Source organism: Polaribacter sp. KT 15 (assembly GCF_900143115.1).
Taxonomy (GTDB): Bacteria; Bacteroidota; Bacteroidia; order Flavobacteriales; family Flavobacteriaceae; genus Polaribacter; species Polaribacter marinaquae.
Genome location: NZ_LT670850.1, coordinates 1,924,648 through 1,945,102 on the forward strand (window position 1 = coordinate 1,924,648; position 20,455 = coordinate 1,945,102).

Annotated in this window: 19 protein-coding genes; 13 read left to right on the forward strand and 6 right to left on the reverse strand. The window is 29.3% G+C overall.

Features of this window, described 5'->3' with window-relative positions; genetic code table 11:
* The first annotated feature begins 7 nt into the window (after positions 1-7).
* Together gldB and gldC are read left to right on the forward strand one after the other, a co-directional pair.
* Entirely contained in the window at positions 8-970 is a 963-nt protein-coding gene (gldB, locus tag B5464_RS08680) for a gliding motility lipoprotein GldB (RefSeq protein WP_079738048.1), read from the forward strand.
* A complete protein-coding gene (gldC, locus tag B5464_RS08685) occupies positions 970-1,305 on the forward strand; it encodes a gliding motility protein GldC (protein WP_077810996.1) in 336 nt (111 codons plus the stop codon). Before gldB ends, gldC begins: the two co-directional genes overlap by 1 nt.
* 131 nt (positions 1,306-1,436) lie before the next feature.
* On the opposite strand, the gene B5464_RS08690 is transcribed toward gldC, so the two are convergent.
* From B5464_RS08690 to rpsO, 4 genes are all read right to left on the reverse strand, one after another.
* On the reverse strand, positions 1,437-2,921 hold the full coding sequence (locus B5464_RS08690) for an OmpA family protein (RefSeq protein ID WP_079738049.1): 1,485 nt from the start codon (positions 2,919-2,921) through the stop codon (positions 1,437-1,439).
* Between the two features lie 71 nt (positions 2,922-2,992).
* Positions 2,993-4,117 (reverse strand): 2-amino-4-hydroxy-6-hydroxymethyldihydropteridine diphosphokinase, encoded by a 1,125-nt coding sequence (gene folK / locus B5464_RS08695; RefSeq protein WP_079738050.1) that lies wholly within the window; start codon positions 4,115-4,117, stop codon positions 2,993-2,995.
* Between the two features lie 109 nt (positions 4,118-4,226).
* Positions 4,227-6,455: a polyribonucleotide nucleotidyltransferase gene (locus tag B5464_RS08700; RefSeq protein ID WP_079738051.1), complete on the reverse strand. Its 2,229-nt coding sequence runs from the start codon at positions 6,453-6,455 to the stop codon at positions 4,227-4,229.
* A gap of 187 nt (positions 6,456-6,642) precedes the next feature.
* Complete coding sequence (gene rpsO, locus B5464_RS08705; RefSeq protein WP_077811000.1) at positions 6,643-6,912, reverse strand: 30S ribosomal protein S15; 270 nt, start codon at positions 6,910-6,912, stop codon at positions 6,643-6,645.
* A 482-nt stretch (positions 6,913-7,394) separates the two neighbouring features.
* On the opposite strand from rpsO, the gene B5464_RS08710 reads away from it, so the two are divergent.
* The 11 genes from B5464_RS08710 to B5464_RS08760 all read left to right on the forward strand — a co-directional run bounded on the left by B5464_RS08710 (position 7,395) and on the right by B5464_RS08760 (position 19,176).
* On the forward strand, positions 7,395-8,219 hold the full coding sequence (locus B5464_RS08710) for a prephenate dehydratase (protein ID WP_079738052.1): 825 nt from the start codon (positions 7,395-7,397) through the stop codon (positions 8,217-8,219).
* Positions 8,216-9,358 carry a pyridoxal phosphate-dependent aminotransferase gene (locus tag B5464_RS08715; protein ID WP_079738053.1) on the forward strand — a complete coding sequence of 381 codons (1,143 nt, stop codon included), beginning with the start codon at positions 8,216-8,218 and terminating at the stop codon, positions 9,356-9,358. The genes B5464_RS08710 and B5464_RS08715 overlap by 4 nt, the downstream gene beginning before the upstream one ends.
* Before the next feature lie 3 nt (positions 9,359-9,361).
* The gene (locus B5464_RS08720; protein ID WP_079738054.1) at positions 9,362-10,213 is read left to right on the forward strand and encodes a prephenate dehydrogenase; all 852 of its coding nucleotides are present in this window, start codon (positions 9,362-9,364) and stop codon (positions 10,211-10,213) included.
* A gap of 20 nt (positions 10,214-10,233) precedes the next feature.
* Positions 10,234-11,316, forward strand: coding sequence for a bifunctional 3-deoxy-7-phosphoheptulonate synthase/chorismate mutase type II (locus tag B5464_RS08725; protein ID WP_077811004.1), 1,083 nt, complete (start codon positions 10,234-10,236; stop codon positions 11,314-11,316).
* Positions 11,317-11,636: 320 nt separating this feature from the next.
* Positions 11,637-12,602: a ribosome small subunit-dependent GTPase A gene (gene rsgA / locus B5464_RS08730; RefSeq protein ID WP_079738055.1), complete on the forward strand. Its 966-nt coding sequence runs from the start codon at positions 11,637-11,639 to the stop codon at positions 12,600-12,602.
* A 24-nt stretch (positions 12,603-12,626) separates the two neighbouring features.
* Positions 12,627-13,079 (forward strand): D-aminoacyl-tRNA deacylase, encoded by a 453-nt coding sequence (gene dtd, locus B5464_RS08735; protein WP_079738056.1) that lies wholly within the window; start codon positions 12,627-12,629, stop codon positions 13,077-13,079.
* A 5-nt stretch (positions 13,080-13,084) separates the two neighbouring features.
* The gene (locus tag B5464_RS08740) at positions 13,085-13,726 is read left to right on the forward strand and encodes a TatD family hydrolase (protein ID WP_079738057.1); all 642 of its coding nucleotides are present in this window, start codon (positions 13,085-13,087) and stop codon (positions 13,724-13,726) included.
* Positions 13,726-14,439: a ThiF family adenylyltransferase gene (locus B5464_RS08745; protein ID WP_077811009.1), complete on the forward strand. Its 714-nt coding sequence runs from the start codon at positions 13,726-13,728 to the stop codon at positions 14,437-14,439. Before B5464_RS08740 ends, B5464_RS08745 begins: the two co-directional genes overlap by 1 nt.
* Before the next feature lie 77 nt (positions 14,440-14,516).
* Positions 14,517-15,149, forward strand: a complete 633-nt coding sequence (locus B5464_RS08750; protein ID WP_079738058.1) for a YceI family protein — start codon at positions 14,517-14,519, stop codon at positions 15,147-15,149.
* Between the two features lie 92 nt (positions 15,150-15,241).
* Positions 15,242-17,152, forward strand: a complete 1,911-nt coding sequence (locus tag B5464_RS08755) for a DUF3857 domain-containing protein (protein ID WP_079738059.1) — start codon at positions 15,242-15,244, stop codon at positions 17,150-17,152.
* 5 nt (positions 17,153-17,157) lie between these two features.
* Entirely contained in the window at positions 17,158-19,176 is a 2,019-nt protein-coding gene (locus B5464_RS08760) for a DUF3857 domain-containing protein (protein ID WP_079738998.1), read from the forward strand.
* A 62-nt stretch (positions 19,177-19,238) separates the two neighbouring features.
* On the opposite strand, the gene B5464_RS08765 is transcribed toward B5464_RS08760, so the two are convergent.
* Together B5464_RS08765 and B5464_RS08770 are read right to left on the reverse strand one after the other, a co-directional pair.
* Positions 19,239-19,865 carry a CPBP family intramembrane glutamic endopeptidase gene (locus tag B5464_RS08765; protein ID WP_079738060.1) on the reverse strand — a complete coding sequence of 209 codons (627 nt, stop codon included), beginning with the start codon at positions 19,863-19,865 and terminating at the stop codon, positions 19,239-19,241.
* A gap of 2 nt (positions 19,866-19,867) precedes the next feature.
* Complete coding sequence (locus B5464_RS08770) at positions 19,868-20,323, reverse strand: Lrp/AsnC family transcriptional regulator (RefSeq protein WP_079738061.1); 456 nt, start codon at positions 20,321-20,323, stop codon at positions 19,868-19,870.
* Positions 20,324-20,455: the final 132 nt, after the last annotated feature.

Genomic DNA, 20,455 nt, shown 5'->3' on the forward strand with positions numbered 1-20,455 from the left:
AAAGTTTATGAGATTTTTTCTAGTGATTTTAGCGGTTTTATTTAGTTTTTATTCATGTAATACTAGTAATAGTATAAATAAAATAGATGTTTCTAACACTACTGTTAATTTTGATGTGAAGCGTTTTGATGTAGATTTTTACACATCAAAAAAGGAAAACCTAAAAGAATTAAAAGAAACATATCCTTATTTTTTTCCAAAAGAAATTTCAGATAGTCTTTCAATTTCAAAAATGAAAAATAAAGAAGAGTTAGAACTTTTTAATGAAACTCAACTTATTTATAAAGACATTAATCCGCTTAAAAGTCAGCTAACCTCTTTGTTTAAGCATGTAAAATACTACAATCCAAAATTTGAAGCGCCAAATGTAGTAACCATGTTAACCAACATAGATTATGATAGTCGAGTAATTTATGCAGATAGTTTACTTATTATTTCCTTAGATGTTTATCTAGGCAAAAATCACAGGTTTTATAATGATTATCCAACTTATATTAAGGCAAATAACACCAAAAATCATATTATTGTAGATGTTGCTAACGAGATAATCAAAAGGCAAGTTCTACCTTCTAGAGAAAGAAGTTTTATTGCTAAAATGATTAATGAAGGAAAAAAAATGTACTTGTTAGATTTTTATTTACCAAATGTTTCTGATATCGAAAAAATAGGATATCAAGAAGATAAATTTATGTGGATTAAAGAAAATGAAGAGCAAATTTGGGCGTACTTTATAGAAAAGAAACTACTTTTTAGTACCGATACAAAATTGAATAAGCGTTTTTTAGAACTAGCACCTTTTTCTAAGTTTTATATGGGGCAAGATAATTTATCTCCTGGTAGAGCTGGTGTTTGGTTAGGTTGGCAAATTGTTCGTTCTTATATGAAACAGAATGATGTATCTTTGCAAGAACTTTTAGAAATTAACGAATTAGATTTATATAAAAAATCTAAATATAAGCCTAGAAAATAATGTCAGTAAAACATAACTCAGAAATTAAATTTAACGTTGGTTTAGACGAAAATAAAGTGCCAGAAGAAATTTCTTGGACTGCCAAAGATGGTGGCATAGAAAATGAAACTTCTAAATCTATTATGATATCTGTTTGGGATCATAAAAAGAAAGATACATTACGTATGGATTTATGGACAAAAGATATGCCTGTTGATGAAATGAAACAATTTTATCATCAAACTTTGGTATCTATGGCAGATACTTTTGAACGTGCCACAGATGATCAAAAAATGAGTGCTACAATGAGAGATTTTTGTGAATATTTTGCAGAAAAATTAGAGCTTAAAAAGTAGTAACATTATAAAAGTATTTTAATTGAAAAAAGGATGTATTTATTTACATCCTTTTTTTTATGGAGTTTCCTCAAAAAAAAGAGAGCATATATTAAAATATATGCTCTCTTTATAATTTTTATGGTTTTAGATTACTCTAAAGAACCAGAAGGTTTAATCTCTACTCTTCTGTTTAGTTGTCTACCACCAGCGTTTTCGTTAGAGAATTTAGGTCTAGATTCTCCAAATCCTTTTGCGCTAAGGTTATCACTACTAATACCTTCTTTAATCATGTATTTTCTAACTGCATTTGCTCTTCTTTGAGATAAGTACAAGTTATATCTATCACTGTTTCTGTCATCTGTATGCCCTTCAATAAGGAACTTAACATTTGGCACTTGCTTCATTAATTTAACAATCTTATCAATAGTACTAAAAGATATAGTTTTAATTCTATCACTGTTAGTATCAAAGTATATACTAGTTGCTAATAATGCAATTTGATTGTTAATGTTAGACGCATTGTTAGTATTTGGTTCTGGTTTAGGACAACCTCTGTTCTCTACAGTTCCTGGAGTTGCAGGACAAAGATCTTTACCATCCATAATACCGTCGCCATCAGAATCTACATTTAATGGGCAACCTTCGTTAGATTCAGGACCATATTCTAAAGGACATTTGTCTTTGTGGTCTGGTAAACCATCTTTATCAGAATCTACAGCTTTACCATTACCATAAACCATTACACCTGCAGGCGTATTTGGTTCTATGTCTAATTCATCCATTACACCATCCTTGTCGGTATCAACAATTTGAAATTTACCTCTATTGTCTCCGTTTTCGTCACCCCAAATGGTAAATACTTTCTTTTTTCCTAATTTAAAAGATACACCTATACTAGAAACAAAAAATGTTTCCCAATCTTGTTTATTAGATATTGCAGCATCTAAATGATCTTCGTAGTTAAAGTACATACCTGTTCTAAATTCTAAATCTAGTTTTTTATTTAATCTTCTTTTAAGACCAAATTGTGCAGATAAATAAATAGAACTAGCTGCATTTTGGCTATTTCTTGATGGATTAAATCCAAAATCTACAATTTCTACATTTCTACCATCAGAAAATCTTTCATATAATGTAGAGTTGTATTGATGATAACCAACACCAAAGTATCCTGCTGCGTGCCATTTTGAAGCTGCTGTTTGATATAAGTTTGTAAAACTAAAAATTAAATTTAGTTCTGCACCATAAGCCGCACCTTCAAAGTTTAAGTTATCTTGATTTACTACTTTGTTTTCAGAATAGAGTACAAAGTAATTAGATTCATTAGAAAAATATTGAGCTCCACCAGAAATTTTATTGTAAGAAACTTTAAATTCTAAACCTAAAAGTGGGTTAAACATTTTATTTACATAAGCATAACCACCAAAGTTAAAGTAATTGGTATCGTCACCAGTACCAATAGAACGCAAATCTCCGTGCATAATAAAGTTACTGAAACCACCACCAACAGCCCAACTGTTAGAGTTTTCTAAATCTATTCTATTTCCGTAAGTAATTTCGTCTGTAGTAAATTGACTAAATATTGCAGTGCTTGATAAACAAGTTAAAATTGCAATTAAAAAAATTCTCCTCATTGTGGGTATAGTATATAATATTTAACAAATTTGGGGGGAATTAATATCGGTGCAAAAGTATAATATTTTTTTTAATTATACTTTATTTTTTTTATGATAAAATTGTAATCTTTTTTGTTGTTAACAAAGTCTATTTCAGACACATCTATAATTAATAAGTTCAGGTTTTCTTGCGTTGATATAAAGCTTTTATAACCGTCGTGTATTTTTTTTAGATATTCAGATTCAATATTTTGCTCGTATGTTCTTCCCCTTTTTTTAATATTCTCTAAAAGTCGCTCAGTGTTTTGATATAAGTACACATAAAGATCTGGTTTAGTAATTTCTTTATATATTAAATTAAACATTTTTCGATACAATAAGTACTCATCATTAGATAAAGTAACTTGCGCGAATATTAAAGATTTAAAAATATAATAATCTGAAACAATGAAGTTCTTAAATAAGTCGAATTGTGCTAAATCATCGCTAAGTTGTTGATATCGGTCGGCCAAAAAACTCATTTCTAAAGGGAAAGCGTATCTATCTTTATCTTCATAAAATTTAGGTAAAAACGGGTTGTCTGCAAATCTCTCTAATACTAATTTTGCATTAAATTCATCAGACATCATTTTAGCTAAAGAAGTTTTACCAGCACCAATATTACCTTCTATTGCAATGTAATTGTATTTCTCTGTAATTGGTATTGGTCTTACCAATTGTTCGCTTATTTTTTCTATTTCAGATTGATCGGTGCAACCTTGTAAGCATACATTGATTTGTTTTTTTTCTATAGGATGAATTACATTAGATGCTATTTCTTTTAAAGGAACCATTACAAATTTTCTTTGTAACATTTTAGAGTGTGGTACAATTAGATTTTTAGAAAATATAATTTCATCTTCAAATAATAAAACATCAATATCGATATTTCGATTTTCGTAATTTTCTGTTGATTTTCTCTCTCTACCTAACTCTTGTTCAATTGATAGAACATCTTTAAGTAAAGTGTCTGGTGGTAAATATGTTGAGACTTTAATACATATATTATAAAAGTCGTTACCTTCAAAACCCCAAGAAGCAGTTTTATAAATTGATGATATTTTTTGAATTGCGCCAATTTTGTCTCCAATTAAGTTGATGGCTTTTTGGAGGTTTTCTAGCTTATTTCCTTGGTTTGTACCTAAAGATAAATATGTAATACGTTGAATTTTCATATAGAGAGTACAAAGAAAATAAAAGCATTTAGATTATTACGTTTTAAACAAAAAAAATCGCCAAAATAATTTTGGCGATTTTTAGTATTTAGATAAAAAAGTTTAAAAATTAGTCTTTTTTATTTTCTCTAGGTTTTCTGTCATCACGTCTGTTATCTCTTCCACGGTTGTCTCTACCTCCAGAACGCTTATCGTCTCTTGGTGGTCTAGCAACATAACCTTCTGGCTTTTCTAATAAAGCTTTTCTAGAAACTTTTTCTTTTCTAGTTCTTGGGTCAATTCCGAAATATTTAACATCTAAAATGTCTCCTAATTTTACAACATCAGAAACATTGTCTGTGCGTTCCCAAGCAAGCTCACTTACGTGTAATAAAACTTCGTTTCCTGGAGCTTCTGTATATTCTACAACAGCACCAAAATCTAACATTTTAATTACTTTTACTTCGTAAACAGAACCTTTTTCTGGTTTAAACATCATAGATTCTATTTTAGAAATAACAGCTTCTATACCTTCTGGTTTTGTTCCTAAAATCTCTATAATTCCTTCTTCTGTTACAGCGTCTTCTGTAATTACAATAGTAGTTTCAGTTTCTTTCTGTAATTCTTGAATGTGTTTACCACCTGGTCCAATAAATGCACCAATTAATTCGTTAGGAATTCTTCTGTTAACCATTTTCGGTGCATGAGCTTTTACTTCTGCACTTGGTGCCTCAATAGTATCAGTTAATTTACCTAAAATATGTAAACGACCATCACGAGCTTGTTTTAAAGCATTTACTAAAATCTCGTAACTTAATCCTTTAATTTTAATATCCATTTGACAAGCAGTAATACCTTCTGCAGTACCAGTTACTTTAAAATCCATATCACCTAAATGATCTTCATCACCTAAAATATCAGATAAAACTGCATAACGATCACCATCAGAAATTAATCCCATAGCAATACCAGAAACTGGTCTCGTTAATTTTACACCAGCATCCATTAAAGCCATTGTACCCGCACAAACTGTAGCCATAGAAGAAGAACCGTTAGATTCTAATACTTCTGATACAACTCTTACTGTATATGGGCAATCATCAGGAATCATTCCTTTTAAACCACGTTGTGCTAAATTACCATGACCAACTTCTCTACGAGATGTTCCTCTTAATGGTCTAGCTTCACCTGTACAAAAAGGAGGGAAGTTATAATGTAAATAGAAAGATTCTTCACCTTCATAAGATGGCATGTCTATTTTGTTAGCTTCTCTAGAAGTTCCTAAAGTTACTGTTGCTAATGCTTGAGTTTCACCACGAGTAAAAATAGAAGAACCGTGTGTAGATGGTAAGTAATCTACTTCACACCAAATTGGTCTAATTTCATCAGTTTTTCTTCCGTCTAAACGAATTCCTTCACTTAAAGTTAATTCTCTTACTGCTTCTTTTTCTGCTTTGCTGTAGTATTTAGATACTAAACCACCAAATTCTTCTAATTCTTCTTCTGTAAAAGTAGCAATTACTTCTTCTTTTACTTCTGCAAATGCAGCACCACGTTCTGCTTTAGAAGTTCCTTGTTTTGCAATAGCATAACATTTATCGTAAGCTAAATCGTGTATTTTTTTTGCTAATTCTTCATTTTGTTCTGCAGTAGCGTACTCACGTACTTCTTTTTTACCAAAAGCTTCTGCTAAAGCAACTTGTGCTTTAATTTGAACTTTAATAGATTCGTGTGCAAATTTAATTGCATCTGCCATTTCTTCTTCAGAAATTTCATCCATTTCACCTTCTACCATCATAACAGAATCTGCAGAGGCACCAATCATCATATCGATATCAGACTCTGCTAATTGTGCTCTACTTGGGTTGATAACGAATTCTCCGTTTACTCTTGCAACACGTGCTTCAGAAATTGGGCATTCGAAAGGAAAGTCACTTAATTGTATAGCGGCAGAAGCAGCTAAACCTGCTAATGCATCTGGCATAACATCTTCATCATGAGACATTAACTGTATCATAACTTGAGTTTCTGCGTGGTAATCTTTTGGAAACAACGGACGTAAAACTCTGTCTACTAAACGCATTGTTAATACTTCACCATCACTTGGTCTTGCTTCTCTTTTAAAGAAACCACCAGGATAACGACCTGCAGCTGCAAATTTTTCTCTATAATCTACCGTAAGAGGTAAAAAGTCTACATCTGCTTGTTTGTAATTAGATACTACTGTACATAATAACATTGCTTTTCCCATTTGAACAACAACAGAACCGTGTGCTTGTTTTGCTAATTTACCGGTTTCTAATGAGATGGTTCTTCCATCACCAAGGTCTATAACCTCTTTAAATACTTTTGGAATCATAAAATTTTAATTCTAATTTTTTAATACTTTGTGTTGTTGTGTTGTTGTTTGTTGTTGCAATGGAAATTCAAAAATGCTGTTACTATTTTTGATTTTTTATATTGTTGCTGATGTAGTTAGCATCAGACTTTTTAAATTTATTGTAATAAAAAAGAGGCACGTTTATAGAGCCTCTTTTTTGTAAGAATTATTTTCTAATTCCTAATTCTTTGATAATCGCACGATATCTGTTGATTTCAGTTTTCTTTAGATAATCTAATAAACTTCTACGTTTACCTACCATCATTACTAATGAACGCTCTGTATTAAAATCTTTACGATTTCTTTTTAAATGCTCTGTTAAATGGTTAATTCTGTGCGTAAATAACGCGATTTGCCCTTCTGAAGAACCAGTATCGTTTTTTCCTTTACCGTGTTTTTCGAAAATGCTTTCTTTAACTTCTTTAGTTAAGTACATGCCAATATTATTTAAATGATTATTATGTATATCAACGAAATTTTTTCATTGAAGGTGCAAATATACTATTATTTTTCTGATAAAAATAAATCTTGTATAAAGAAATTGCAATACAATAATCTCATTTTAATGGCTTGATATCCTATATCTTAATAGGATAATAATATATTAAGATATTAACTTTACGATACATTGATTAATTATTAAAGAAATTCATAAAACCAATACTTTTTATTAAGTATATTTTACCAAATTGTCAATTCTTTTATAAAAAATGCGATATAATTTGTTTGTCTCAATATAATCTTTAGATTTGTCACATCAATAAAGAGAATCAATATGTTAAATAACACTTGGGCACGTTTCTATTTTTACTTTTACTTTTTTAGTAAGAGGAGAGACTTTGTATCATGTTATTAAACAAAATAAAAAATATATAAAGTCTCGAATTTAATTCGAGACTTTTTTTTTGATATCAATTCATGAAAAAAGTAATCGCCATACAAGGAGCCGAAGGTTCAAATCATCATAAAGTTGCAAGAGACTTTTATGGTGCATCTATAGATTTAATAGAATGCATGTCTTTTGATACTTTGGTAGATAATTTATTAGATGCAACCGCAAGCCTTGGTGTTATGGCTATCGAAAATACAATTGCAGGTTCTATTATACCAAATTATGCATTAATTGATAAAAATAATTTACATATTACCGGTGAAGAATATCTAAATATACACCATCATTTAATGGCTTTAGAAGGTCAGAAAATAGAAGACATCAAAGAGGTTTGGTCGCATCCGATGGCATTATTACAATGTAAAGAGTTCTTTAAAAAATATCCGCAGATAAAATTAGTAGAAGATGTAGATACTGCAGAAGTAGCAAAGAGAATTTCTAAAGAAAATTTAATTGGTATTGCAGCTATTGCTCCAAAAATTGCTGCAGAAATTTTTAATTTAGAGGTAATAGAAGATGAAATTCAAACAATAAAAGACAATGCAACAAGATTTGTAATTGTACAAACAACAGTGCCAGAAATAAACGAAAAAGTTAATAAGGCATCTTTAAAATTTCAATTAGATCATAAAAGAGGAAGTTTAGCAGCAATATTAAATGTGTTAAGCGATTGTAAAATGAATTTAACTAAAATTCAATCTTTACCGGTTATAGAATCTCCTTGGAAATATTCATTTTTTGTTGATGTTACTTTTGATGCTTACAAAGATTACGAAAAAGCAAAAGCTATTATAGAAATAATGGCAGAAGAATTTAAGATATTAGGAACGTATAAAAATGGGAGAAAATGATTAAAGCTGCCAAAAGATTAGATACAGTACAAGAATATTATTTCTCTAAAAAATTAAGAGAAGTTAGAGGTTTAGCTGCTGCAGGAAAACCAATTATTAATATGGGAATTGGTTCTCCAGATTTACAACCGCCCACAAAAGTATTAGACGCAATTTCTAATAGTTTGGGTGATTCGAGTGCACATAAATATCAATCTTACCAAGGTTTACCAGAATTAAGAAATGCAATTTCAAGTTTTTATAAAAGCAAGTTTTCTGTAGATGCAAATCCAGAAAATGAAGTTTTGCCTTTAATGGGAAGTAAAGAAGGGATTATGCATATTTCTATGGCTTTTTTAAACGAAGGCGATAAAGTTTTAATTCCGAATCCTGGTTATCCAACGTATACATCTGTAACAAAATTGGTGGGTGCAGAACCATTGTTTTACAATTTAAGTGATACAACCAATTGGCAACCAGATTTTGAAGCATTAGAAAATCTAGATTTATCTAATGTAAAAATTATGTGGGTAAATTATCCGCATATGCCAACAGGTACAGATGCAACATTAATAACTTTTGAAAAATTAGTAGCATTTGGTAAAAAGCATAATATTTTAATTGTAAATGATAATCCGTATAGTTTTATTTTAAATGATAACCCTATTAGTATTTTACAAGTTGATGGCGCAAAAGACATTGCTTTAGAATTGAACTCTTTAAGTAAAACTTTTAATATGGCTGGTTGGCGAGTTGGTATGTTGTTAGGTAATGCAACATATATCGACGAAGTTTTAAAAGTAAAATCGAATATGGATTCTGGTATGTTTTACGGAATTCAAAAAGGAGCAATAGAAGCTTTACAATTATCTGATAGTTGGTTTTCTGATCAAAATAAAATTTACGAAGAACGTAGAAATCTAATTTGGCAATTAGCAGATAAATTAGATGCTACTTATAATAAAAACGCAACAGGCTTATTTGTTTGGGCAAAAATACCCGAAGGAAAAAAATCTGAAGAAGTTACAGATGCAGTTTTATACGATAAAGATATTTTTATAACACCAGGAACCATTTTCGGTTCGCAAGGAGAAGGATATATTCGTTTTTCATTGTGTGTAACAACAGATATAATTAAAGAAGCAATATCAAGATTATAGATTATGAAAAATATATACATGATTGGTATTGGTTTAATTGGCGGTAGTTTTGCTGTCGATATAAAAAATAACAATCCAGAAGTTAAAATTTTCGGAATTGATGCCAATGAAAACCATTTAGACGAAGCTCTAAAATTAGGTGTAATAGAAGAAAAAGCAACTTTAGATAATTTAGAAAATGCCGATTTAGTAATTGTATCGATTCCGGTAGATGCTACTGTAAAATTATTACCAATAATTTTAGATAAAATTTCTGATAATACGTTGGTTGTAGATGCAGGCTCAACAAAAGAAGCAATTTGTAAAGTGGTTGAACATCATCCAAAAAGAAGAAATTTTTTAGCAGCACACCCAATTGCTGGAACAGAAAACTCAGGACCATCAGCAGCAATTTCTGGCTTATATAAAGGGAAAACGAATATTATTTGCGAGGTAGAAAAAACAACTTTTAAATTGCAAGAAAAAGCATTAGACCTTTTTAGAGCTATTGGAATGCGTATTCGTTACATGGATCCTGTTTCGCATGACAAGCATATTGCGTATGTTTCGCACTTATCTCACATTAGCGCATTTATGTTAGGTAAAACAGTAATAAATAAAGAAAAAAACGAGCGCGATATTTTTGATATGGCAGGTTCTGGTTTTGCATCAACAGTGCGTTTGGCAAAAAGTTCGCCAGCAATGTGGACACCAATTTTTAAACAAAACAAAGAAAACGTAATAGAAACGTTAGAAGAATACATCAATAATTTACAAAAATTTAAAGAATTGATGCAACAAGATAATTTCTCTGAAATTTTTAACGAAATGGAGAATACAAATTATATAAAACAAATTTTAAACGGCATAAAATAAGAGCCAAAACAAGTAGAACAATGAAGAATACAAAAGAATTAAGAACATGGTTGGATGATATGAAACTAGATCATCCACTAGTAATAGCAGGGCCTTGTAGTGCAGAAACCGAAGAACAGGTTTTAAAAATCGCACACGAATTAAAAGATTCTGATGTAAACTATTATAGAGCAGGAATTTGGAAACCTAGAACAAGACCAGGAAATTTTGAAGGTGTTGGTGCATTAGGTTTAGGTTGGCTTAAAAAAGTAAAAGAACAAACAGGCATGAAAACCTGTACAGAAGTTGCCAATGCAGCGCACTGTAAATTAGCCATAGAGCATGATGTAGATTTACTTTGGATTGGTGCAAGAACAGCTGTATCACCATTTATTATGCAAGAAATTGCAGATGCGTTACACGGTACAGATAAAATTGTTTTAGTAAAAAACCCAATAAACCCAGATTTGGCTTTATGGTTAGGTGGTATTGAGCGTTTATATACAGCAGATATTAAAAATTTAGGAGCAATTCATAGAGGTTTTTCTACATACGAAAAAACAAAATATAGAAATGTTCCAGAATGGCAAATTGCTATCGAGTTTCAAAATAAATTTCCAGATTTACCATTAATTTGCGATCCATCTCATATTACAGGGAACAGAGAAATGATTTTTGATGTTTCTCAAACTGCCTTAGATTTAAACTTCGATGGCTTAATGATAGAAACACATTTCGATCCAGATAACGCATGGTCAGATGCTGCACAACAAGTTACACCAACGAAGTTAAAGCAAATCATGGAAGATCTAAAAATTAGAAAAGAAACAAACACAGAAGCAGAATATAAAAGCAGTTTAGATAACCTAAGAGCACAAATTAACGTGGTAGATAACCAGTTGGTAGAAACTTTAGGAAAACGAATGAAAATTGCAGATCAAATTGGTGCTTTAAAGAAAGATAAAAACGTTGCAGTTTTGCAATCGAAACGATGGAACGAAATCTTAGGAAACATGATTTTAGAAGGTGAAAGTAAAGGGTTAAGTGAAGAGTTTGTTTTAAAAATGTTTAAAGCAATTCATCAAGAATCTATCAATCATCAAGAAAAAATTATTAAAGGATAGTTTTTGGGCGTTACCACAAGGGTCAGGCTTTCGTTACTCGCTTTTTTTGTAGAAAAAACAAAAAAGAGCTCAAACAAACCACTCAATCCTTAACGTGTAGCGCAAACTATAAAAGGAAGTTCATAAAAAATAGAATCCTTCAAGCATAAAAACTTGAAGGATTTTTTTATGGATTTATTCAATCTAAAATTCTTCAGTATTTAAAAATAAAGATCAAAAACTTACACTTAACTTAAAGTTCTCGATACAATTATCTTATAAATTCGAAAATCATAAGAACTGATAACTAAATTAATTTAAAATTCTGCATCTTTGTATTAATGACAGGAATCGTATACAAATCTACAGGAAGTTGGTATCAAGTAAAATCTACAGAAGGAGATTTTTATAAATGTAGAATCAAAGGGAAGTTTAGAATAAAAGGAATTAAAAGCACCAATCCTATTGCTGTAGGAGACAATGTTGTATTCGATATCGAAAAAAAAGGAGACGAAGAAACAGGTGTTATTAAAAAGATTTTAGACAGAGACAACTTTATAGTTAGAAAATCTGTGAATCTTTCTAAGCAAACACATATTATTGCCGCTAATGTAGATCAGGTTTTTTTGTTAATTACAATTAATAATCCGCCAACTTTTACAACTTTTATAGATCGTTTTTTGGTTTCTACAAGAGCTTACAGAATAGATACAGTTTTGGTTTTTAATAAAATAGATTCGTACGAAATAGAAGAAAGAGCAGAAATTTTATACTTAAAAGACATTTACCAAGCTATTGGTTATACTTGTATAGAGGTTTCTGCAACAGAAAACAAAAATGTAGATCAAGTAAAAGAATTAATGCTAGGTAAAACATCTATGTTTGTTGGGCATTCTGGTGTTGGTAAATCTACATTAGTAAATGCTGTAGAACCAACTTTAGACCTAAAAACTAAAGAAATTTCCGATCAACATAGTCAAGGAAAACACACTACAACATTTGCAGAAATGTTCGATTTAAGTTTCGATGCAAAAATTATAGACACACCAGGAATTAAAGGTTTTGGAGTTGTAGATATAGACAAATACGAACTTGGCGATTATTTTCCTGAATTTTTTGCATTAAAGCAAGATTGTAAATTTAACAATTGTATACATACTAAAGAGCCACAATGTGCTGTAAAAGATGCTCTAGAAAATGAAGAAATTTCGTGGTCTCGCTATAAAAGTTATCTTCAAATATTAAACGGAGAAGAAGAAAAAGAACATTTTAGAACAGATGTTTGGAATGAAGAAGACAACGAATAGCTGTTTTGTAAAATTTAAATTCTTATGAAAGTTGTTATACAAAGAGTTACAGAAGCAAGTGTAACCATAAATAAAATTAAAGTAGCAGCAATTAACCAAGGGCTTTTAATTCTAGTTGGTATTGTAAACGAAGACACGCAAGAAGATATCGATTGGTTAGTGCGTAAAATTACAAACCTTAGAATTTTTAATGATGAAAACGGTGTAATGAATCAGTCTCTTTTAGATGCTAAAGGCGACGTAATCGTTGTAAGTCAGTTTACTTTACATGCTTCGACCAAAAAAGGAAATAGGCCAAGTTATATTAAAGCTGCAAAACCAGATGTTGCAATTCCGTTGTACGAAAACTTTGTAAAAACTCTTCAGAAAAATATCGATAAAGAAGTGCAAACAGGTGAGTTTGGTGCAGACATGAAAGTAGCACTTTTAAATGATGGTCCAGTTACAATTATTATAGATTCTAAAAACAAAGAATAGTTTTGATGAATTATTTCGATGCACATACGCATACTTTTTCTAAAGAAGAAAATGTTTTGTCTATTGTAAATAAATATCCTGTATCAGAAAATTTTTCGCATCCATTTTCAATTGGTATTCATCCTTGGTTTATTAAAGTAAAAACACTTAATACACAATTTAAGGTTTTAGAAGAAAAGATACAGCATAAAAATTGTTTAGCTATAGGAGAGTGCGGTTTAGATAAATTAACAGAAGTAGATTTTCAAACTCAGAAAGAAGTATTTGTTAAACAAATTCAATTGTCAGAAAAATATAAAAAGCCGTTAATAATTCATTGTGTTAAAGCACATCAAGAAATAATTGAGTTAAAAAAAACATTAAAACCTAAACAAGTTTGGGTGTTTCATGGATTTAATAAAAGTTTGCAACTTGCAGAAAGTTGTCTTAAAAACGGAATTATATTGTCTTTTGGAAAGGCAATTATCAATAGAAATAAAATAGCAGAGGTTTTTAAAAAATTGCCATTAAACGCTATTCTTTTAGAAACAGATAATGATGATGTAACTATTTTTGATGTTTACAAAAAAGCATCAGAAATTAAAAATATTGAAGTAACAGAACTTCAAAAACAAGTAGAGCAAAATTTTAAAAATATATTTATTTAATGAGTTGGTTAGAGCGTACGGAGTTATTGGTGCAAAAAGAAGGTTTAGAAAAATTAAAAAATGCCAATATTTTAGTAGTTGGTTTAGGTGGTGTTGGTTCTTATGCAGCAGAATTTATAGCTAGAGCAGGTGTAAATAAAATGACAATTGTAGATGGTGATGTTTTTGATGAAACAAATAAAAACAGACAATTACCAGCTTTAAACTCTACAATTGGTAAGCCAAAAGTAACAGTTTTAGCAGAAAGATTAAAAGATATCAATCCTACTATAGAACTAACAGTTTTGCAAGAGTTTTTATCTCCAGAAAGAGCTTATGAAATTGTATCTAAAGATTTTGATTATGTATTAGATTGTATAGATAGTATTACGCCAAAAGTTAATTTAATTGTAGCAGCTAGAAGAAAAAAAGTTAAAATTATTTCTTCTATGGGTGCCGGTGGTAAATTAGATGCAACTAAAATTAAGGTAAAAGATATTTCTAAAACTAAAAATTGCACAATGGCAAGAGTTTTAAGAAAACGACTAAAAGAAAGAAAGGTAGATAAAGGTGTTAAAGCTGTTTTTTCTGATGAAGTTCAAATTCCGGAGAGTGTAAAAATTACAGACGGAACTAACTTTAAGAAATCGTATTATGGTACAATAAGCTTTATGCCTGCAGCGTTTGGTTTGCAAGCAGCAGCACATGTTGTTAATTTTATTATAAAAAAGTAAAAAATACTTTCCAAGGAAAATAAAAGCGTTGTATATTTGCCATGGAAAATATTTTAAACTAATTAAATTAAAGTAATATGAAAAAAGTAGTTTTATCATTAGTATTAGTAGCATCAGTTTTAACTGCATGTAAAAGTGAAAAGAAAGAAAAAGTAGAAGCTAAAGAAGAGGTAAAAGTAGAAGCTACGCAAGATTTAAATAATGTAGATGTTGCTAGTTCTGTAATTACTTGGAAAGGTACAAAGCCAACAGGTGCACACAACGGTACAATTATGTTAAAAGAAGGTTCTTTAAACGTAGAAGAAGGTAAGTTAGTTGGTGGTACTTTTGTTGTTGATATGTCTTCTATGAAAAACGAAGATTTAGATGCAGAAGGTGGTGCAAAATTAGTTGGGCATTTATCTGCGCCAGACTTTTTTGATGTTGCAACATACCCAATGTCTAAATTTGTTATTACTAATGTAGAAGAAGCAGAAGGTAAATTAGCTGTAACAGGTAATTTAACAGTAAAAGATGTTACAAAAAGCATAACAATACCTGCTACGTTAACTACAGAAGGAAATGTTACAACATTTAAAAGTGAAAAATTTAATGTAGATAGAGCAGATTTTAATGTAAAATACGGTTCTAAAAAATTCTTTGATAACTTAAAAGATAAGTTTATTGATGATATGATTGAGTTTTCTTTTACAGTTAACACAAAAGCATAATTTGATTTAAACTTTAAATCGAAAAAATTATAAACCCAAAACGAAAGTTTTGGGTTTTCTTTTTATATTGCATCGCTATAAAAAATTGTTGCATGAAAAAAAGTTCTTACCTGGCATTCATTTGCCTATTTTTTACCTTTTACATAATCAAGGCCCAAGAAAATGATTACTCTTACCAATCTATCCCAGTTAATTTATTAGAAAATGCAAATGCAGTTGTAAGAGATAATTCTATAGAAATTACAATAGAAGATTTCGATAGAATGACTGTTCAAAAAAGAGAAGTTGTAACCGTTCTAAATAAATTAGGCAATGTAGATGCTAGATTAGTAGAAGGTTATGATGAAGACACAAAGATTACAGATTTATCTGTAAAAGTTTTTGATGCTAATGGTACAGAAATTAAAAAGTATAAAAAAAGAGATTTTACAGATGTAAGTGCTGTTGATGGCGGTACATTATACTCAGACTCTAGAGTAAAATACATAGATTATACACCAATATCTTATCCTTATACAGTTGTTTTCGAATCAGAATATAAAACATCAACAACGGGTTTTATACCTTGGTGGCAACCTATAAATGGTTATTATGTTTCAGTCGAAAAAAGTTCGTATAAAATTAATAATCCAAAGAAAATTCCGTGGAGAACAAAAAAAACAAACTTTAAAGATTTTGCAGTAAAAGAATTAGAAAATGAGTCTGAAATACTTTTTACAATAGAAAATCAACCAGGTTATAAACAAGAAAATTCAACAGTTCATTACAGAGAAATATTACCAAAAGCCTTAATTGCATTAAATAATTTTTATTTAAAAGGTGTGCCAGGGTCTTATAAGAATTGGCAAGAATTTGGGTTATGGATGCATTCTAAACTATTAAATGGTAGAGATGCGTTAGATCCAAGTACAGTTACAATAATTAAAAACTTAGTAAAAGATATCGAAGATCCTATAGAAAAGGCAAAACTAGTGTATCAATATATGCAAAACAAAACAAGATACATAAGTGTACAAGTAGGTATTGGTGGTTGGGAACCAATAGCAGCGAAAGAAGTAGACAGAGTCGGTTATGGAGATTGTAAGGGTTTAACCAATTACACAAAGGCTTTGTTAAATGTTGCTGGCGTTACATCTTACTATACAGTTGTTTATGCTGATGAGAAAAGGGACATTGATAAAGATTTTACATCTATACAGGGAAATCATGTGATTTTAAATATTCCTACAAAAAATAAAGATGTTTGGTTAGAATGTACAAGTCAAGATATGCCTTTTGGTTTTTTAGGCGATTTTACACATGATAGAAACGTACTAGTTGTAACACCAGAAGGCGGTATTATTAAAAGAACAGCTTCTTATAAGGATGAAAAAAACTTACAAGTAACTTCTGCTGATATTCAGTTGAATAAAGATGGTTCTTTAAAAGCTACATTAAATATTGTTTCAAAGGGATTACAATATGATGATAAACAACATTTTGATTCTTACACGAACGAAGAGTTAATTAAAACTTATAAATCTAATATTTGGTCTTATAATAATAACACTGACATAGAATCTGTAGAACTTAAGAATGATAAAAAAGAGATTATATTTGAAGAGGATATAGTTTTAAATGTAAAAAATTATGCATCTACATCACAATCTGAGTATTTGTTTAGAGTAAATGTATTCAACAGAAATAATTATGTGCCAAAAAGGTACCGAAAAAGAAAATTACCACTTAAAATTTATAGAGGCTATAAAGACGAAGACACATACAAAATAACCTTGCCAGAAAATTACGTATTGAGCGTGCTTCCTTCAGAAAAAATAATTAATTCAAAGTTTGGTACGTATAAAGTTTCATTTACAAAGATTAATGAAAAATCTTTTATCTATAACAAAACACTAATTATAAAAGAAGGGACTTATTCTAAAGAAGATTATAAATCTTACAGAACTTTTAGAAGAAGTATTGCCAAATATGAAAATTTAAGAATCGCAATAAATAAAAATTAATGAAAATGAAAAAAGTATTACCTCTACTATTATTATTAACAACCCAACTATCTATACTTGCCCAAGATTATAAATTTGGTAAAGTGAGTAAAGAAGAACTAGAAGAAAAATTTTATCCTCTAGATTCTACAGCAGATGCTGCTTACCTCTTTAAAAAAAGAAGAACTTATTTTAATTACAATCAAAGCTCAGGTTTTGAGTTGATTACAAAAATACATGAAAGGATAAAAGTTTATAGTAAGGATGGTTTTGATAAAGCCACTGTAATTATACCTTATTACAGTTCAGATAATGGAAAGGATGAAAAAATATATGGACTTAAAGCTTATGTATTTAATTCAAATAAGGGTAAAATAGTTAAAAAGAAACTATCAAACAAAAATGTATTTAAAGAAAAAGTTAATGATAATTGGAATCAAAAGAAAATTACAATGCCTGATGTAAAGGTTGGAAGTGTAATTGATATCAAATATGAAATTAATTCACCTTTTTACTATAAAATAGACGATTTAGAATTTCAATTTGATATTCCAGTAAAAAAATTAGATTATGAAGTTGAAATACCAGAATTTTATAATTTTAAAGTAGCTTCTAAAGGTTATTATATAATAAGACCACAATTATCTGTAGAAAATAGTTCGATTGTTATAAATTCTAAACAAAGGACTGGAGTATATGTAAGCAAAACTACTTTTAGCCAAGATAAAATTGATTATAAATCTAATAGATCAAATTTTAAAGCGACTTATATACCAGCTTTAAAAAATAATGAACCTTTTGTAAGTAATATAAATACATATAGGGGAGGTTTGAAATATGAGTTAGAATCAACAAACTTTGTTAATATAGGTGGAGATTTTAGATCTTACTCCAACTCTTGGAAACAAGTCGCAAAACAAATTTATAAATCTTCTAGCTTCGGAGGAGAGTTGTCAAAATCGAGTTATTATAAAGACGATTTAAATAAAATTTTAGCAGAAAGTAAAACAGAGGTAGATAGATTATTCAATATTTATAATTTTGTTAAACAGAGAGTTAAATGGAATGAATATTATGGTATTTATTCAGATAAAGGTGTAAGGAAAGCTTTTAAAGATAGAGTAGGTAATGTTGCAGATATTAATTTAATGCTAACATCTATGTTGCGTACTTCTGGCCTAAATGCAGACCCTGTTTTAGTAAGTACAAGAGCAAACGGAGTGCCTTTTTTTCCAACAATAGACGGTTTTAATTATGTTATTTCTGTTGTAGAATTAACTTCTGGTGGTATAGTTTTACTTGATGCTACAGAACCATATAGTACGCCAAATATTTTACCTACAAGAGCATTGAATTGGAATGGTAGAAGAATCACAAAAGATGGTAACTCATCTTGGGTAAAATTAGCTACAACAAAACACGCAACAGAAGATAATAATATAATGGTTAATATTTCTGATGATTTAATGATTAGCGGTCTTTACAGAACAAAGTTTAGTAATTTAAGTGCTTTAACTTATAGAAAAAATCACAATCACCTAACAGAAGAAGCTGTTGTAACAGGTTTAGAGGAAAAAACAAATGTAGAAATAGAAGATATTAAAATTTTAAATGATAAAAACATTTATAAGATACCTACAAGAACTATAAAATTTAATAGCGACGGATTGATAGAAAGTGTAAACGGTAAATTATATATAGAACCATTATTGTTTTTAACAGAACGTAGAAATCCTTTTAAATTAGAAGAAAGAAAGTTTCCGGTTGATTTTACAACACCATGGAAAGTGAAAAATGTAGTTTCAATTAAAATACCCGAAGGTTATAAGATTGAAGCTATACCAGAAAGTTTTGCGATTGGCTTACCAGATAATTTAGGAGTTTTTAAATATCAGATTCAAGAAAATGCAGGTAAAATTAGTACGATTAGTAGTATGCAATTTAATACAGCAATTGTATCTCCACAATATTACGAAAGTTTAAAAAAGTTTTATGGTGATTTAGTGAAAAAGCAAACCGAAAAAATTGTTTTGATAAAAATTTAAGCTAAAAAGTTAATTATATAAACCCAAAACGAAAGTTTTGGGTTTTCTTCTTTATGGTTTTTTTAAGAAGGAAACCCTAACATGTTTCCCATGCCAACAGTAAATAGCCAGCAGCCATAAATACTATGTTCTACACTAACTAAAAATGTAGATTTTGTTTTATTGTAGGTGTATGCAAATAGAAGTCCTCCAATAAAAGTTAAAATTAAAACCAATGTATTTTTAAATAGTAAATGAGCAAGAGAAAACAAAAAAGCATTTATAAAAAGAAATAATTTCTCATTTTTAAACAATTCTAGATAGCGTTTAAAAAAGAAATTTCGGTAAAGTAATTCTTGCGGATATACAGAAAAAATCGAATAAAAAAGAAGTATTAAAATCCATAAAAGCGGTTTGTTTAAAACAACTATAAAGAGGTTTTTAGGGGCTGTAAAGTAAACGTAAAAAGAGGTGATGATTGCTATCAAGAACAGCTTTATTATGGTTGATTTCCAAAAAAATCTCCAATCAATATTTTTCGAAATTCTTAATTTTACGTTTTCAACTTTAAGTAGAATGTATAAAATGTAAAAAAAACCAAGCAGACCAATTGTAAGTTTAATAATAGCATTATAAGTAAAAACAAAACTAATAGGAATCATTAAAAATAAAATTAATAGCTCTAATAGTTTGTAGTTTTTAGTCTGCATATTTATAAATTTATAGCTGTTGTATTTTTAACTTGCTCGATTGCAAAAGTACTATGTGTACTGCCAATGTATTTGATAGCAGTAAGTTTTGTTATCATAAAATTTCTATAAGTTTCCATGTCTTTAACATAGATTTTTAAAATATAATCGTAATCTCCACTTACATGAAAACATTCGGAAACTTCTTCTAATTTTAAAATTTCATTTTCAAAAGTATGTACATATTCTTTAGAGTGCTGAATTAATTTTACATGGCAAAACACTAAAAAAGATTTATCAATTTTATTTTTATTGACAATTGCAACATACTTTTCTATTACATTCTGATTTTCTAGTTTTTTAATTCTTTCATAAATAGCTGTAATAGATAGGTTTAGTTGTAAAGATAATTGTTTGGTAGTTTGTTTACTATCTACTTGTAATAAATTTATAAGTTTTTTGTCTATCGTGTCTAACATATAATTTTCTAAAATTTTAAATGAATTAAATTCTTTTTAGATATTAAAATTACTAATTGATTTAAAAATAGAAAAAAAATCTAAATTTTGAATATTATATTGTTTTTATTTCTTAAAAACCGTCTTTTTGTG